Here is a 16,462-nt window from a genome sequence, read left to right as displayed (position 1 = left end):
AGGAGAGGGCACCTCTTTTTTTTTTGGGGTGTTGGCTTGTGTGGTTTGGTGCTCCACCCACATTAGGAGGGGTATTTCGTTGTTTGGAGGGGACCCGCGTTGGGGGGGGCTGCCCGACGGCGCCCCCCCACGGCATCATCGACGTTGGAGGGAACACCATGAGCACCCCGCACCACGACCCCGCCCCCGCGGACGCCCGTCACGACGCGCACGATGAGCACGCACGTCACGACGCGCACGCGGCTCACGAGGCCCATACCGGTCACGACGCCCACGGCGGTCATGACGCGCACGCGGGTCACGACGCGCACGAGGCCCATGCGGGTCACGAGGCCCACGGCGGTCAGGATGCGCACGCGGGTCACGAGGCCCACGGCGGTCACGACGCGCACGCGGGCCACGGCGGCCACGGGGACCACGTCGGGCAGTTCCGGCGGCTGTTCTGGATCATGCTCGTGCTGGCGGTGCCGACGGTTGCGCTGTCCGGCATGTTCGCGATGATCCTCGGCTACTCGCTGCCGGAGGTCCCGGGTCTGGCGTGGGTGTCTCCCGTGCTCGGCACCGTCATGTACGTGTGGGGCGGGCGGCCGTTCCTGGTGGGCGCCGCCAGCGAGCTGCGGGCGCGCAAGCCCGGGATGATGCTGCTGATCGCGCTCGCGATCACGGTGGCCTTCGTGGCGTCGTGGGGTGCGAGCCTGGGACTGCTGCACCACGAGCTCGACTTCTGGTGGGAGCTCGCGCTGCTGATCGTGATCATGCTGCTCGGGCACTGGATCGAGATGCGGTCGCTCGCGCAGACGACGTCCGCGCTCGACTCGCTGGCGGCCCTGCTGCCGGACGAGGCCGAGCGCGTGGAGGGCGACCAGGTGGTGCGGGTGTCTCCGGCCGACCTGCGGGTGGGCGACGTGGTGGTGGTGCGGCCGGGCGGCAGCATCCCCGCCGATGGTCGCATCGTCGACGGTCGTGCCTCGATGGACGAGTCGATGGTGACGGGGGAGTCGCGGACGGTGTCGCGCGGTGCGGGCGACCCGGTCACGGCAGGCACCGTGGCGACCGACTCGGGGCTGCGCGTCGAGATCACCGCGACCGGTGACGACACGACCCTCGCGGGGATCCAGCGGCTCGTGACGGAGGCGCAGAACTCGTCCTCGCGGGCGCAGCGCCTCGCCGACACGGCCGCGGGCTGGCTGTTCTGGTTCGCGCTCGGAGCGGCGGCGATCACCGCGGTCGTGTGGACGCTGGTCGGTCTGCCCGACGACGCGGTCATCCGCACCATCACGGTGCTCGTGATCGCCTGCCCGCACGCGCTGGGGCTCGCGATCCCGCTGGTGGTGTCGATCGCCACCGAGCGCGCGGCCCGCGGCGGCGTGCTGGTCAAGGACCGCCTGGCGCTGGAGAGCATGCGCACGGTCGACACGGTCCTTTTCGACAAGACGGGCACGCTCACGAAGGGCGAGCCGGTGGTGTCGGAGGTGTCGACGGTCGGCGGGGACGACGCCGGTGCGGTGCTCGCCCTGGCTGCTGCGGCCGAGGCGGACAGCGAGCACCCGCTGGCGAAGGCGATCGTGCGGGCCGCGCGCGACCGCGGGCTGACGGTGCCGGCGAGCCGCGACTTCTCTTCGTCGCCCGCGGTGGGCGTCACAGCGACGGTCGACGGTGCCACGGTGCGCGTCGGCGGCCCGCACCTGCTGACCGAGGAAGGCGCGCAGGAGCTGCCGGCAGCCGAGGGGTGGCGCGCGCACGGCGCGATCATCCTGCACGTGCTGCGCGACGGCCGCGTGATCGGTGCGCTGGCGCTCGCCGACGAGGTGCGGCCGGAGTCGCGGGAGGCGGTCGACGCGCTGCACGCCCGCGGGGTGCAGGTCGTGATGATCACGGGCGACGCGGAGGCGGTGGCGCAGACCGTCGCGTCCGACCTCGGCATCGACCGGGTGTTCGCCGGGGTGCGACCCGAGGACAAGGCCGCGAAGGTGCAGGAGTTGCAGCGCGAGGGTCGCCGGGTGGCGATGGTGGGCGACGGTGTGAACGATGCCCCCGCCCTGGCGCAGGCCGACGTGGGGCTCGCGATCGGCGCGGGCACCGACGTCGCGATCGCATCGGCCGGGGTGATCCTGGCGGGCGACGATCCGCGGTCGGTGCTGTCGGTGATCGAGCTGTCGCGGGCGTCGTATCGCAAGATGAAGCAGAACCTGTGGTGGGCCGCCGGCTACAACCTGCTTTCGGTGCCGCTGGCCGCCGGGGTGCTCGCCCCGATCGGCTTCGTGCTGCCGATGTCGGTCGGCGCGGTGCTCATGTCGCTGTCGACGATCGTGGTCGCCCTCAACGCGCAGCTGCTGCGCCGACTCGACCTGCGCCCCGAGGTCACGACCCGCGAGATCCTCGACCGCTGACCGCCCGCAGACCCCGGCCCGACGCCCGTGCGCTCAGGCCGGGGTCTGCTGGTGCACGGCGAGCAGCCACCGTCCGCCCTCGCGCACGTACGTCGACACCATGTCCGCCGTGTAGGTCTGTGCGCCGCGGCGTCCCTCGAAGCGATACGCGATGGCGGCGGCGTCGGTGCCGAGCTCGCGCACCTGCACCGCGCTCAGGTCGAACGAGTCCCACGGGTCGGCGTGCTCGAGTCCGGCGATCGCCTCCTCCCGTGTCGCGACCATGCCCGGCATCACGAACAGGGCGTCGTCGCGGCAGATGTCCCGGTAGTACGCGAGGTCGCCCCGGGAGAGTCGTTCCTCGCTCGTGCGCAGGTCCTCGATCAGCGTCATGCCCCGCACCCTACTCCGGCGTCGCTTCCCGCGGAATGCCCTGGCTCATGGCTCGGACGGCGGGCCGGTCGCCCTCTCGCCGGAGGCAGCCGTGCAGCACCAGCCCGGTGAACAGCCGCGGTCAGCTCGCCGGTGCGACGAGCTGCGGTCGCGTCCGCGAGTCCAGCGTCCGATCGCTGGTGCCCTGCGCTGCAGCCTCATGCTGCGCGCGGTGCCTCCGGTCGCGGGCCACGAGCACCAGCAGGGTGATCATCACCCAGGTGACGGTCGAGATGCGGTTGGCGGTCAGCGGGGAGAACCCGGCGGACCCGGCCACCGTGACGACGGCGAGCATGAAGGCGAACCATTGGCCGGACTTGTCGAGGCCGCGGGGGAGGGTGAACATCGCGGCCGTGACGAAACCGAGCAGCAGCAGTCCGATCACTCCGCCGACGATGAGGGCCTCGGCCACGGCGCCGTCGTACGGCATCTTCCAACCGGCGGCACCCACTCCGGTGAGCGGGTTGTAGGCGAGTACCTGTCCGATCACGGTTGTGAAGGTGGAGTCGGTGTCGAAGCGGCCGGCGCTGTAGAGCTCCAGGAACCCCTGGTTGCCCGACGTCACGAACAGGCGGCCAAGGTAGTTGGCACCCGTCCACTCCGCGAAGACTCCGGATTGCAGCACGCCGAGGGCGATCAGCACGAGACCGAAGATCGCGGCGACCTTCCGGCCGCCTCGCTGCGACCAGAACCAGTACAGGACGATGGCGGGAAGGCCACCGAAGATGAAGACCTTCGACACGCTGATCAGGCCGCCGAGCGTCATGAGCGTCACGAGCAGCGCGACGAGGACCGGCCGGTTGTTCCACGCATAGATCGCGCCGAGTCCGGCGACCCCGTAGAGCGCACCCGCCTCGGACGGGAGGTTGAAGATGCCCGAGTAGCGGCCCAGCTGGGCGGCGAGGTCCGCGGTGGTGGTGCTGTCCTCACTGGCCCAGAACGGACGCATGAAGGCGGCGACATCCACACGGGTGGAGAGGACGGCGATGGCGCCGTTCACCGCCATCGCGACCGCCACGATCTTCGCGAACCGCTTCAGCAACCGCTCCGCGTCGTGTTCGGGGACGACCGACCAGATGAGGAACATGAGGGCGAGGGGAGCCAGCACGTTGTCCATGCCCCCGAGGAACGAGCCCGCCTCGTACGGCATCTCGCCCGCGCTCGGTGCGATCACTCCGAGCGTTGCGATCACGATGTACAGGGTCCACGGGATGAAGAACCGCAGTCCCCCCTGGGGGCGGAAGCGCGAGAACACGAGCGGGAGCATCAGCAGGAACAGGCCGTACACGGCGGCCTGCTCCGTGCGGATGCTCTCCCAGAGGTACGGACCGAACGTCGCCAGCGCGAGCGTGGTGACCACGAACCCGGCCACCCGGGAGGGACGCTGAACGTCGGTCTCACGGGTGACGAGGGCGGGGGGCATCGGCCTGATCCTACTAGCGCCAGCATTCCGATATGCGCGCCGGTGCTCCGGCGCGCGGAGGAGCGTCAGCGGAAGCAGCCGAAACGCCCCCCACGCGCCTCCGCCCGCCGCTAGGCCGTCATACCTCCGCTCGCCGCGAGGCCGTCATGCCTCCGCCCGGTCCCGCGCAGTGCTCCGGGCCCGCCGACCGCGCAGCGCCAGGACCACACCGCCGAGCACCGCCGCGACGAGGGACCCGACCAGCACCCCGATCTTCACGTGATCGTCGGCGACGCTGCTGCTGCCGTAAGCCAGCTCGCCGACCAGGAGAGACACGGTGAAGCCGATCCCGGCGAGCAGCGACATGCCGGCCAGGTCGGGCCAGCGCAGCGTCTCGTCGAGACGCAGCGCCCGAACGCGGCTGAGGAGGAAGGTCGTCAGCAGGATGCCCACCGGCTTGCCGACGACGAGTCCCACGACGATGCCGACCGTGATCGGGTCGGTCAGCGCGGAGACGAGGCCGTCGATTCCACCGATGTCGACTCCCGCGGCGAAGAACGCGAACACGGGCACGGCGAACAGCGTGGCCACGACACCCCAGCGGTCGGCGAAGTGCGCCGCCAGCCCGTCGTACACCGGGGCGCTGTCCGCATCGGTACCGGTCTGCACGCGCGTGCGTGCGGTGGCTCGCACGGGCACGAGGAACCCGAGCAGCACACCGGCGACCGTGGCGTGCACCCCCGACGCGTGCACGCACACCCACACGGCCACCGCGAGGGGGAGCAGCAGCCACCAGGAGCGCACGCCGTTCTGCACCGCGAGCGCGAACCCGGCGAGCGGCAGCAGCGCGAGGATGAGCCACGGCGCCTGGATCGTCTCGGTGTAGAACGTCGCGATGATCGTGATGGCGATGAGGTCGTCGATGATGGCGAGGGTCAGCAGGAACACGCGCAGCGCCGGGGGGAGGAACCGGCCGACGACGGCGAGCACGGCCACCGCGAACGCGATGTCGGTCGCGGTGGGGATCGCCCAGCCGCGCAGCACCTCGGGGCCGGCCGCGACGTTGACCGCGAGGAACAGCAGCGCGGGCACGACCACCCCGCCGACGGCTGCCGCGATGGGAAGCGCGGCGCGGCGCGGGTCACGGAGTCGCCCGGCGACGAACTCCTCCTTGAGTTCCAGCCCGACGACGAAGAAGAACACGGCGAGCAGCCCGTCGGCGGCCCACGCGCCGACGCTCAGCTCCAGGTGGAGCTCGGGGATGCCGAAGCGCACGTCGCGCACGGCCTCGTACCAGGGCGCGGCGGGGGAGTTGGCGAGGATCAGGGCCGCGACGGTCGCCGCGAGCAGCAGCGCACCACCGAGCACCTCGCTGCGGGCGGTGGAGCGGATACCGCGCCACAGCTCATGCGGCGCGAGACGGAAACGAGCAGGGGACGACGAAGACACAGGGGTACCTCACGGGAGAGATGGGCGGTCGATGCGAACAGGCCGCGCCATCCGGCGCGGCTAGCCGCGTGGCGGCGGGCAGCCCGCGATCTCACCGTGCGAGAGGGTGCCCCACACGCTCGTCCACCCGTTCGTCCCCGGGTGCAGCACGACGCGCATCCACTCCGTCATCGGCGTCGCCGACGACAGGCGCTGCGGGGCGCGCGTCGAACCGGCGGAGACGAGGGAGGGCACCCGTCCAGGCTACCGTCTGTCATCCGTGCTGCCCCGAGACGTCTCGCCCGAGGTGTCGCCGGAAGGCCTCAGCTGTCGGATTCGACGGCGAGCGTGTTCCCGTCCGGGTCCTCGACCCAGGCGATCCGCCCACCGCCCGCCCGAGGGCCGATGCCGTCCGCGTTCTGGCCGAAACCGTCGTAGCGGACGAACTCGGCTCCCGCAGCCGTCAGCTCCGCCACGACCGCATCGAGGTCGTCGACGTACCACGTGGCGACTGTCGAGCGCGTCGACCCCGCGGTCGGCGTCTCGAACACGTTGAGCATGGTCCCGTCGCCGCAGGCGTAGAACCGAGCGCCCTCCGCGATGCCGGCGCTCGGTCCGCTCCGCTCGGCGGCGAGGCCCAGCACCCCTTCATAGAAGGCGGCCGCTCGTCCGATATCGGTGACGCCGATGGAAGCCCTCACCGGGTAGTCCGCTAGTCCCATGTCAGACATCGTGCTCTCGAACCGCCGGCACGGCAATCGCCGACGTCCGCGCGACGCAGGCCGGCGAGCTCTGGGCCGCCCAACGACGAAGGCCGCTCCGAAGAGCGGCCTTCTGCTGATGTGGGTTGTACGCGGAAGGTGTTGTGCCGCGTGATTCCGCAGCTCTACATGGGCGCCTGTCTGCGTGATCCTCTGACTGCGCCTCGCTAATCCTCCAGAGGTGTTTCAGGCCAGCAAGGTTGGCGGCGAAAGTCTAATTGACGAAGTTCGCTCTGGTCCCTGCAGTCAGGTCGTTGGCATTCACGGACCTTGCACTTCGACAGCCGATGGCCAAAGTGGCTGACCGTCAAGCCCGGAGAAGAATGCCCCGGGCCAGGGGGCGTTGACGGCGTCGCCGCTATCGTCGACCGTGAACGTCAAGATCGAACCTTCGGTGAACAGGTTCTCCACCGTTGTGAAGAGAGCTTTCGCGAGAAAGCTCGCGAAGTCGCGAACATTGACCGATCCTCCGTCGCGCGACGCGACCGGGACGGGTATGACTGTTGCTCCGTGTGTTCCGCCTACCAAGAGGCTGGGTCGCCGGGTGACGGCTGTCTCGACGGCAAGGTACTCCACCATCGCAAAGACCTCCCGGAACTGGGTCGGGTGCAGCGCGGTCAGCCGTGCAGCGACCAAACGCTTCTCGTGGATAGTCTCCATGGTTCCCCAGTCCTGCATTACCGCCAGGATGCCTACCCTTCCTACCCGGAGGGCCGTGACGGGAGCAAGCATGCTGTCGCAGTAGTCGAAATTGTGCTCGGGGGTGTCTTCGTCGATCTGGCAGTCAACGAACAAGAACGACGCGGGGCCACCTGTGGCGTCTGGCCAATGCACCACGCCAGCTGCGGCCTGTAAGAGAAAATGGTGGAAATTGTTGCGTCGGAGTTGTTCCTCACTCACGAGAGGCGCGCTGTCCGGATCGCGAACGTCGAGGCGTCTCAAACTTTCGAGGAACAAGACGCCGTAGTACAGCTTGCCCAGCCACAAGAATAGATCTCGACGGCTGAGCGACTGCACCCCTTCCAGGCCGTTCTCGAAGGCTGCCTTGACTCGCTGTTCGATTCCTGAGAAGTCAACGCCATTGCAAGTTCTGCAGCACGGGACCGTTAGTCGGTAGTAGCTGATTAGCTGCGCGTTGCTCGACACGAGGTTCGCCGACCGCAATCCGGCCGACCGAAGCAACCACTGAGGAAAGACGTGCTCTCGTGTTCGCTCAGGGTGGCCTGGCGGGATGGAGGCGCCACAGATGAAGCAGTTGTTTGAGCCTGTCGTCTGCGCGCGCCCGGTCAGCATAGAGTGATGGTCAGTCGAGGCTTGTTCACCTGAGAGCGCGGGATCCGGGTCGAGCGGCAAGGGAGTTAGTCCGTTCCTCGTTGGCATCCAAGTATCTGTCGGCTCGTGTGAGCATGGATGGAGCTATCATTCGAGCATGTCCATGCCTGCGTTCGTTTCTTCCACCGCGGACGTGCAAGATAGCTACCGGTACAGCCTTACACGTGTGTGGGACGAGTCGCTGCCCCTAGTTACATTCGTTCTCTTGAATCCGAGCACGGCCGACGATGTCGAACTCGATCCGACGCTCAGACGCTGCGTTGGATTCGCGCGACGCGAGCAGTTCGGGGGGATGCGGGTATTGAATCTCTACGCGTTCCGCGCGACGAAACCGAAGGTGATGCTCGCGGCCCCGGACCCCATCGGGATCGATAATGACAAGGCGTTGGCATCGGCAACTGGTGTGGTTATCGCTGGCTGGGGGACGAACGCCCGCGCGACGCGGGTGTCCCGCGCGGTCACACTGCTACCTAAGCTCAAGGCGCTGAAGACCACGAAGGACGGACATCCGCAGCACCCGTTGTACGTCCGCCGGGAATCAGCGCTCATCGACTGGCCGGAGCACGGGGTGTCCTAGCCCGCGTCTGGTGCTTCAGAGCGCGCGTGGCTGCCCAGCGGGCTGAGCGTAGACGAGGGTTACGACGGATGGGCATTGCGGCAGCTCGCCAGCTCCTGCTGTATCGAGTCGCTCCGCCGTCGAGTGCTACTTGTCTGGGTCGGCCTCAATGGATGCGTCAACCGCGAACTTCGCGCCAGCAAGCACGTACGCTCGCAGTGCTTCGGGGGTTGCGGGCACATTGCGGAACGCATCGAGGTTCACCGTCTCCGGGAACTGAGGAGCGAGACGATCACGAAGGACCTTGGGAGCGAATAGCGCCGTGAACTGCCCGACGTTATTGAACCTTTCGATGTACTTTGTCCCGTCACCGCCGGAGGACGTGTGCACGAACAACACCATGCAGTCCGTGAGCTCCCACCCATTGTCTATGGCCCAGTTCAGGAATGCCGACAGCGACGGAGACTCCTGCAGGCGCCAATACCAAAGCATCGATCTGTTTTGCTCCGTCAGATCCAGTGGTGACTGCAGAGTGCTGACCAGCGGGGTGAAGTGCTGCTTATAGAGGCTTTCTAGCTCGGCGACGACTCGTTCAGCGAGCGCTTGTCGTCGATCCCTAAGTGCCGGACTTCCTGGCGCCTCGATGCTGAGTCCGTGAGCGAGCGCCGATACGAAAAGAAGACCTGCGGGATCCTGGGCCAGAGACTGGCATGCGGCGAAGGCATCCTCATCTGTCATCCGCAGCAGCGCCGACTCGGCGATACTTTCCAGTCGCCCTCGGGTGAAGGACCGTTCATCAACGCCGCTCCACCGTTTGCTGACCCAATCCACGAACGCGGTCGTGCACAGGTTGTCACGGTCCGCGACCTGGGAGAGCTTCCGCAGCACCAACTCGGGTTGAGTCTTGAAGACCTCGAGCAACGCCGTCGACGCTTCGCCTTCAAGACCTGTCGCGATCTCGTGAGCGGCTCTTGACGCGGCAGTATCCGAGACATCGTCGTCGGGTACACCGAACGCGAAGTAGCGGTCGAAGTAGTCGGGGTGAGCGATGGACCCTGGCTCGGCTGGAGGAGTGTATCCCGAGCGCTGCTGTTTATCCGATTCGTCGCGAAAGGTGGGGCCGAAGGCCGGGAATAGGGTGCTCAGCACGTACAGCATATCTTCGCGGTCAGTCTCCTGTACGTGCGCGTCGGCGAGCATGGCCATCCATGCGCCACGTCGTCTCTCCGCCAGGCTATGGGGCGACTCGAGAGCGCGCAGCGACAGTAGTTGCTGACCGAGCAGTTCACGACGGTGGCGTTGAATAAGGGAATACACGCCCGGTTCCACGGTACGCAGCCATGTGATGATGAAGTAGTCGGTGAAGTTCACCTCATTACCAAGAGCGCCGTAAAACGCATCGACCTGCCCGAACACGCGCTTGATGGCTCGGGGGGTGTGGAGGCGGCTGCTAAGTACCCCATCAAACATGCGGCTGAGTAGCTCGAGTTCCCGGGGTGGCAGCGTGAAAGCATGTCGAGATTGGATGTAGGTAATCGCGCGTGTGAACGCCTGGTCGACCTCGAACGGGCGGAGGGCGGGCACGTCGATGCGCACCTGCACGATCTTCTCGAGGTAGTCCAGTCCGCGGCGCTCGTCCTTCGCTGAGACGAGATCCGTCTTTGCTAGTAGGTCGACGACGGTCCGTTCGTCGTAGCTGAGCAGGTAGTACACGTTCGGAAGCCGTCCGACGAGGCGGACGAGCTTGAAAAGATGGAGCAGCTCGTCGGCGCTGAGCCTATCGATATCGTCGATGATGACCAGCACTGGCTGGTCGGCCTCGTCCAACTCGCGTGTCACCCGGTCGCGTTGAGCGACGGGGTCCTCGTCGGCGTCGTCGAGAAGCGTCCGTACAATCCCCTCCCCATCGACACCGATGATCTTTGCGAATCCGGCGATGGGGGCGAGGCGGCGCCCGAGCTTCAGCAAGTTCTCGCGGCGTGGTTCCCACAATGGGGTGCTCGGAAAAGCGCGGTGAAGGGAGTCGAAGAACCCCGCGTGCATCTCCGTCGGCCCCGCGTACAACCACGGGTTGAACTCCGCGACGAGCCAGTCCCTGCCGAGCGATTCACGCGTTGCCGCATCTTTCGTGGCCAGTCGGCGGGCCAGGCCGCCGAGTACGCTCGACTTCCCCGACCCCCAAGAGCCCACGAGCCCGATGATGCTGGATTTACTCTGCTCGCTCACTCGCCGAAGGACATCGAAGATCCGGTCAGCGAGGTGTGCACGACCGAACAGCTCTTCATCGTTAAGGTTCGAGAGAGCATCGTCGTTCAACCAGCTGCGTTCGAAGTCGTGATTCACAGTCCTGATAGTCCCATGCGAGGTGCACCTCTGGCGGCAAGCGTGGGTCATGCGACCGATGAGAGAGCCGGCCTGTTCCCTGCGATGCGTTGAGCTGGTGACCCATCAGACAGTTAACCCTCGGATCCCTCAGGACGATTCGAAGAGCGGTACTGGGACGGCGCAGCGTGGCCGGAGAGTGTTTTCGCCGCCGGCGCGCAGACTGTTGCCCCGTTTGCGCGCGGCCGCGCAGAGGCTTGAGGGTTTGCATCGTCGCCTGCGGATACTCACGACGGTCGCGACGCCGACGCTCCTGGGCCGAACGACGGTGCAGCGTTCTCCTACATGCAACTCGCACGGACCACTTCCGAGCGGCGGCCAATGATCTCGCCGTGCCTTCCTCATCGCCGAAGACCTGCGGGGATCGTGCACAGTTCAAATAACCAAAATCCCGAACTGCCGGTGACTACTTCCTCAACTTGTGCGCAAGGGCGCGCAGCTCATCTTGCAAAATCGACGCGCGGCTTCTTGGCTGGAGCGCCGAGCATATATCCGCGCCACCCATCAATGTTGAATCTCCTGGTCCTTGTCGTGACTCGAAGCGCCGAAGGTCGTACCGAGGCTGATGAGCTCGCAAGCCCACATGCTTCGACGGAAGCGGAGGCTGATTCGTGAGCAAAGAGGTTACGTATTTTCGTGCTGCGGACGCCGCTGCGTAGTCGAGGTCCGTCAAGGCGCGCGCTCGGGTGCCGTACAGGTGGTCCAGCCAGCGCTTGCTCACACTCAATAGATCCGCAGGATCAGCCATGACAAAGTTGCGGCCATTCTTGTCCAAAATCGCAGCGACATCTCCTCGCGTCGAATGGCTCGAGATGAGAAGTGTCGGTGACAGGATCGTGGTCGGTATTCGAAGCTCGCTTGTTGCATGACTTTGCAGGGCGGTTGTCAGGTAACGCACCGCTTTATGCGGCTCGCGGTTAACCGCTGCCACGAACCAGCTCGACATGAAGGCTTCCCGCGAGATCGCTAACGCAAGGAATGAGTCCGTGGCGGCACGTCGACGTAGGCGAAGCGTGCCGCTGCCTGTGGCGTTTGGACCCGACGTCGTGAAAATCGGGCTTACCCGACGTCTCAAATCGATAGACCGCGTGAACGAGCTCGGCGACGCGTCCGTGCCGTTCCGGTTCGATGTTCACGCCCTGTTCTTCGCGGATGACGCCGTCAGCATCCAAGCAATGCTCCACCAGCACTTCGCCGACCGCCGCATCAACCGCGTGAATATGCGGCGCGAGTACTTCCGAGCGACTCCGACCGAGGTTTCGAGAAGTACTGAAGGCGCACTCCGTCGAGCTCCTCGATTTCAAGCTGGAGCAGGCCGCTGAGGAGTATGGCTACCCGCGCGATGCAGGGCGCGGTGTAGCCCGACTACCTGGCCCCGCGCGCAATCCCTGTGTAACGCCGCTCGCTGAGGTGGGAGTTGCAGCGAGCGGGCGTAGGGCCCGTGGCGCGGGAAGAGCATGCTGTCTGCGACTACACGAAAAGCCGTCTGGCTCAGACGGCTTTTCGTGAATTTCTAGTGCCCCCGACAGGAGTCGAACCTGCGACCTACGGTACCGGAAACCGGCGCTCTATCCACTGAGCTACGGAGGCGTACCGATCGACCTTATCACTCGTCCGGGGTGGTCTCCGACCCGCCCGCTTCGGTGACCGGGGCGGCCCGCAGCTCGTCGAGCGCGGCGGCCAGCTTCTCGGCGAGGTAGCGGTGGCCCGCGGTCGACGGATGCTTGCGTCCGACCTCCACGTCGATCACGGAGAGGTAGTTCTGCTCGGTGATCCAGTGCTGCTGCACGGGGGAGATGTACCACCAGCCGCGGGCGGCCGCGAGCTCGGACAGGTCGTGGTCGATGCGGGCGGTCTGCGTGCCGACGGGGAGCTCGTGCGGGGCGGGGCCGAGCACGACGATCGCGGCCTCCGGGTACAGCGCGGTGAGCGCGTCCCAGGCGGCGGTCACGGCGTCGCGGTAGCCCACCTCGCCCTGGGCGCGGTCGTTGATGGAGCCCTGCACGATCACCAGGTCGGGGTCGATCGCGGGGTCGAGGGCGGCGATCCGCTCCCCGAACGTGGGGCCGTCGAGCCCCGGCTTGAGGTAGCCGCTGCCGCGCACGCCGTTGACGACCGTGTGCCCGTGGATCAGGTCGGCGAGCACGTACGCGTACCCGAGCGTGGGATCCGTGGCCGCAGAGCCGTAGGTCCACGAGTCGCCGAAGACCAGCACGGTGGGGTCGTCGGGGAGCGTGAGGGGAGCCGGGGCGATGGCCGCGGTGGCGGTGTCGTCACCGGCGGCGACGGGCGCGGCGGAGGGAGCGGGAGTCCACGGCCGCCACACACCCAGAACGCCCGCCGTGACGGCGAGCACCAGTGCGGTGGCGACCCCGGCGGCACGCAGTCGGCGGCGGGTGGCGGGGGCCTTCATGGCATGAGAGTAGATCACGGTCGGCCGAACGCAAATTCGGCGCGACGCACGGGGGCGGAGATCACCCGTCCGCGCCCGTAAACTGGGGAGTCTATGAACCCCGAAACGCTCGCCTCCGCCATCCTCGCCGTCCTCGCACCGATCGCCGAGGCTCGACGTCCCGGCGAGCCGCTCGGGGTCACCGCCGCCGACGTGGTGCTGGAGCGTCCGCGCAACCGCGACCACGGCGACTGGGCCTCCAACATCGCGATGCGCCTGGCGAAGCCGCTCGGCACCAACCCGCGCGAGCTGGCGCAGGAGATCGCCGACGGACTCGTCCGCGTCGACGGGGTCGCGAGCGCCGAGGTCGCCGGTCCCGGGTTCCTCAACATCCGTCTCGACGCGGCCGCGGCCGGCGCGCTCGCGAAGGTCATCGTCGACGCCGGTCCCGCGTACGGCACCAACTCCTCGCAGGAGGGCGTGAGCGTCAACGTCGAGTTCGTCTCGGCCAACCCCACGGGTCCGCTGCACATCGCGCACACGCGCTGGGCCGCCCTGGGCGACGCGATCGTGCGCCTGCTGCTGGCGAGCGGCGCCCACGCGGTGCGCGAGTACTACATCAACGACGCCGGCGTGCAGATGGACCGCTTCGCGGGCTCGGTGCTCGCCGCCGCGAAGGGCGAGCCGACCCCCGAGGGCGGCTACCCCGGCGAGTACATCACCACGCTCGCCGGCCGCGTGCTCGAGGCCCGCCCCGACCTGCTCGACCTCCCCGAGGCCGAGCAGCTCGACGTCGCCCGCGAGCTCGCGTACGAGTACCAGCTCGCCGAGATCACGCACTCGCTCGACCGCTTCAACGTGCCGTTCGACGTGTGGTTCTCCGAGCGCACGCTGCACGCGAAGGACGCGTCGGGCCTGAGCCTGATCGACCGTGCCGTCGACCGCCTCCGCGAGCAGGGGCACGTGTTCGACCAGGATGGCGCGGTGTGGGTGCGCACGACCGACTTCGGCGACGACAAGGACCGCGTGATCCGCCGCTCGAACGGCGAGTACACGTACTTCGCCGCCGATGCCGCGTACTACCTCGACAAGGGCGACCGCGGCTTCCGCGACAAGATCTACCTCCTCGGCGCCGACCACCACGGCTACGTGCACCGCCTCAAGGCGGTCGCCGGTGCCGCGGGGGAGGACCCGGAGAAGAACGTCGAGGTGCTCATCGGCCAGATGGTGTCGATCAACGGCGCCCGCCTGAGCAAGCGCGCGGGCAACATCATCGAGATGGACGACCTGCTCGACTGGCTCGGCACCGACGCGCTGCGCTACTCGCTGGAGCGCTCGCCCGCCGACTCGCCGCTCGACCTCGACCCCGAGCTGCTGCAGAAGCGCACCAACGACAACCCGGTGTTCTACGTGCAGTACGCCCACGCGCGCACGCACAACGTGGCCCGCAACGCCGCCGACTCCGGTGTCGACCGCTCCGAGTTCGCGCCGGAGACGCTGACGCACGAGAGCGAGGCCGCCCTGCTGGGCGCGCTGCAGGAGTTCCCGCGCATCGTGGCGTTCGCCGCTCAGGTGCGCGAACCCCACCGCGTGGCCCGCTACCTGGAGGAGCTCGCGGGCCTGTACCACCGCTGGTACGACAACTGCCGCGTGATCCCGCTCAGCGACGACCCGGTCGAGAGCGTGCACCGCACCCGCCTGTGGCTGAACGACGCCGCCGGTCAGGTGTTCCGCAACGGCCTCGGCCTGCTGGGCGTCTCGGCTCCCGAGCGCATGTGACCGGCCGCCCGTGCGGCAGGATGACACCATGAGCGACGACAACCACACGCTGCCGTACCCCGAGCCGTCGCGGGAGCACCCGACGCTGGTGATCCCCGACGCGGCGGCGTCGCAGCCGGAGAAGGCCAGGCGACGGCCGCGGTGGCCGTGGGTCGTGCTGATCGTGGTCGTGGTGCTCGCGGTGCTCGTCGTGGCGGCGGAGCTCATCGCCCGCGCCGTGCTTCCCGGCGTGGTGCGGTCGATCGTGATCGAGCAGCTCGACCTCCCGGCGGATCAGCAGCTCGACGTGGAGACCACGGGCCTGCTCCTGCCGCAGCTCATCGGCGGACGCCTCGACACGTTGCACCTGTCCACCGACGCGGTGACCCTGGAGGGCATCACCGGTGCGGCCGACGTGACCGCGACCGGCGTGCCCCTGCGCGGCGGCGACCTCGGCGGCGCCGACGGCACGATCCGCATCGACCAGGAGCAGTTCACGGCGCTGCTGGCCACGACCGACCTCCCGGTGGACTCCGTCGAGCTGGACGAGCCGAATGCCACGCTGGGCGGCTCCTTCGACGTGCTGGGCACCGCGGTGCCGGTGTCGATCACGCTCACCCCGGGCGCGGTCGACGGCGATCTGGAGCTGACCCCCGTGGCGGCGAGCGTCGGCGGGATCGACATCGACCTGTCCCGCGTCGGCTCGTCCCTGGGCGGACTGGGCGAGGGCCTCACGGAGCCGCGTCGCGTCTGCATCGCGGATCAGCTGCCGGCCGGGCTCACCCTCACCGGGCTGCAGATCTCCGGTGATGCCGCCGTGATCGACGTGGATGTCGACGGCGCGATCGTCACCGACGAGGCGCTGCAGGAGAAGGGCACCTGCCCGCGCTGACCGGCTACCCGGCCTCGGCGCGCGGTCCGTCCATCCGGGCCCGCAGGAGCTCGGCGAGCCACTGCGGCCGCTGCAGCGGGATGCCGTGGCCACAGCCGTCGACCGTGACCAGCGTGCTGCTGGGGAGCGCACGGTGCAGTGCCGCGGCGGAACGGTGCATGAGCTTCTTCTCGTTCTGTCCGACGAGGACGAGCGCCGAGCCGGGGAACTGCGACCACGCGGGCGGCGGCGCGAAGCGCAGGTTCTCCGCCACCGCGGTCACCAGGGTCTCGCGCGAGATGCCGGCCGAGGTGCGCAGGTAGGCGGGGAGCAGGTCGTCGGGCACGAACAGCTCCCGCGCCTGCAGCCGGGCGAAGCGCTCGTTCTTCGCCAGCCCGGCGGTCGCCCGCAGGAGCGCGAGGGTCGGGCCGATCGCGCGCGCCGGTTCCGCCTGGGCGCTGACCACCACCGCGTCGGAGACCAGGTCGGGGCGCTGCGTCGCGAGCAGCACGGTCAACTGCGCGCCGAGCGAGAACCCGACCACGGTCGCGGGGGCGGACTCGTGCTCCAGGAGCCGGGCGAGCGCGTCGACGGTCGCGGCGTGCGACACGTACGGCTCGGTCGCACTCGCGCCGTGGCCGGGCAGGTCGGGCACGATCACCCGCTGCTGCTCGCCGAGCCGGGCGCGCACCGGGTCCCACATCCACCCGGCGACCCCGCCGCCGTGCAGCAGGAGAAGGGGTCGTGGGCCGGCGGGGCCGGAAGTCTCGTGGTGCACG

14 protein-coding genes, 1 tRNA gene and 1 pseudogene are annotated in these 16,462 nt (G+C 68.2%); 6 read left to right on the top strand and 10 right to left on the bottom strand.

What is annotated here, in order from left to right; all coding sequences use genetic code 11:
* The first annotated feature begins 158 nt into the window (after nt 1-158).
* The gene (locus ACWGQ1_RS06630) at nt 159-2,390 is read left to right on the top strand and encodes a heavy metal translocating P-type ATPase (protein WP_452312579.1); all 2,232 of its coding nucleotides are present in this window, start codon (nt 159-161) and stop codon (nt 2,388-2,390) included.
* 33 nt (nt 2,391-2,423) lie between these two features.
* Here ACWGQ1_RS06630 and ACWGQ1_RS06625 read toward each other — a convergent pair whose 3' ends face one another.
* From ACWGQ1_RS06625 to ACWGQ1_RS06600, 6 genes are all read right to left on the bottom strand, one after another.
* On the bottom strand, nt 2,424-2,762 hold the full coding sequence (locus tag ACWGQ1_RS06625) for a nuclear transport factor 2 family protein (RefSeq protein ID WP_136032551.1): 339 nt from the start codon (nt 2,760-2,762) through the stop codon (nt 2,424-2,426).
* A 121-nt stretch (nt 2,763-2,883) separates the two neighbouring features.
* Complete coding sequence (locus ACWGQ1_RS06620; RefSeq protein ID WP_452312578.1) at nt 2,884-4,224, bottom strand: hypothetical protein; 1,341 nt, start codon at nt 4,222-4,224, stop codon at nt 2,884-2,886.
* A 144-nt stretch (nt 4,225-4,368) separates the two neighbouring features.
* Complete coding sequence (gene nhaA / locus ACWGQ1_RS06615; protein WP_452312577.1) at nt 4,369-5,652, bottom strand: Na+/H+ antiporter NhaA; 1,284 nt, start codon at nt 5,650-5,652, stop codon at nt 4,369-4,371.
* Between the two features lie 60 nt (nt 5,653-5,712).
* Nucleotides 5,713-5,886, bottom strand: a complete 174-nt coding sequence (locus ACWGQ1_RS06610; protein WP_168387297.1) for a hypothetical protein — start codon at nt 5,884-5,886, stop codon at nt 5,713-5,715.
* A gap of 68 nt (nt 5,887-5,954) precedes the next feature.
* A complete protein-coding gene (locus ACWGQ1_RS06605) occupies nt 5,955-6,353 on the bottom strand; it encodes a VOC family protein (protein ID WP_452312576.1) in 399 nt (132 codons plus the stop codon).
* 300 nt (nt 6,354-6,653) lie between these two features.
* The gene (locus ACWGQ1_RS06600; protein ID WP_452312575.1) at nt 6,654-7,685 is read right to left on the bottom strand and encodes a hypothetical protein; all 1,032 of its coding nucleotides are present in this window, start codon (nt 7,683-7,685) and stop codon (nt 6,654-6,656) included.
* A gap of 136 nt (nt 7,686-7,821) precedes the next feature.
* On the opposite strand from ACWGQ1_RS06600, the gene ACWGQ1_RS06595 reads away from it, so the two are divergent.
* Nucleotides 7,822-8,301 carry a DUF1643 domain-containing protein gene (locus ACWGQ1_RS06595; RefSeq protein WP_452312574.1) on the top strand — a complete coding sequence of 160 codons (480 nt, stop codon included), beginning with the start codon at nt 7,822-7,824 and terminating at the stop codon, nt 8,299-8,301.
* Between the two features lie 126 nt (nt 8,302-8,427).
* Here ACWGQ1_RS06595 and ACWGQ1_RS06590 read toward each other — a convergent pair whose 3' ends face one another.
* The gene (locus tag ACWGQ1_RS06590) at nt 8,428-10,623 is read right to left on the bottom strand and encodes a P-loop NTPase fold protein (protein WP_452312573.1); all 2,196 of its coding nucleotides are present in this window, start codon (nt 10,621-10,623) and stop codon (nt 8,428-8,430) included.
* A 135-nt stretch (nt 10,624-10,758) separates the two neighbouring features.
* Here ACWGQ1_RS06590 and ACWGQ1_RS06585 point away from each other — a divergent pair.
* Nucleotides 10,759-10,863, top strand: a pseudogene (locus ACWGQ1_RS06585) (hypothetical protein); the annotation flags it as partial.
* A gap of 743 nt (nt 10,864-11,606) precedes the next feature.
* Entirely contained in the window at nt 11,607-11,984 is a 378-nt protein-coding gene (locus ACWGQ1_RS06580) for a GIY-YIG nuclease family protein (protein WP_452312572.1), read from the top strand.
* Between the two features lie 195 nt (nt 11,985-12,179).
* Here ACWGQ1_RS06580 and ACWGQ1_RS06575 read toward each other — a convergent pair.
* A tRNA-Arg gene (locus ACWGQ1_RS06575) sits at nt 12,180-12,252 on the bottom strand.
* A 16-nt stretch (nt 12,253-12,268) separates the two neighbouring features.
* Nucleotides 12,269-13,075, bottom strand: a complete 807-nt coding sequence (locus tag ACWGQ1_RS06570) for an SGNH/GDSL hydrolase family protein (protein WP_136029247.1) — start codon at nt 13,073-13,075, stop codon at nt 12,269-12,271.
* A 93-nt stretch (nt 13,076-13,168) separates the two neighbouring features.
* Between ACWGQ1_RS06570 and argS the strand changes: the two genes are divergently transcribed.
* Nucleotides 13,169-14,833: an arginine--tRNA ligase gene (gene argS, locus ACWGQ1_RS06565; protein WP_136029249.1), complete on the top strand. Its 1,665-nt coding sequence runs from the start codon at nt 13,169-13,171 to the stop codon at nt 14,831-14,833.
* Between the two features lie 28 nt (nt 14,834-14,861).
* Nucleotides 14,862-15,704: an LmeA family phospholipid-binding protein gene (locus ACWGQ1_RS06560; protein WP_452312571.1), complete on the top strand. Its 843-nt coding sequence runs from the start codon at nt 14,862-14,864 to the stop codon at nt 15,702-15,704.
* Nucleotides 15,705-15,708: 4 nt separating this feature from the next.
* Here the strand turns inward: ACWGQ1_RS06560 and ACWGQ1_RS06555 are convergent, their stop codons facing one another.
* Nucleotides 15,709-16,461 (bottom strand): alpha/beta fold hydrolase, encoded by a 753-nt coding sequence (locus tag ACWGQ1_RS06555; RefSeq protein ID WP_452312570.1) that lies wholly within the window; start codon nt 16,459-16,461, stop codon nt 15,709-15,711.
* Nucleotide 16,462: the final 1 nt, after the last annotated feature.

Source organism: Microbacterium sp. NPDC055599, assembly GCF_053618975.1.
The sequence above is the reverse complement of the archived record's forward strand: the minus strand, read 5'-3'. Positions and strand labels throughout refer to the sequence as shown.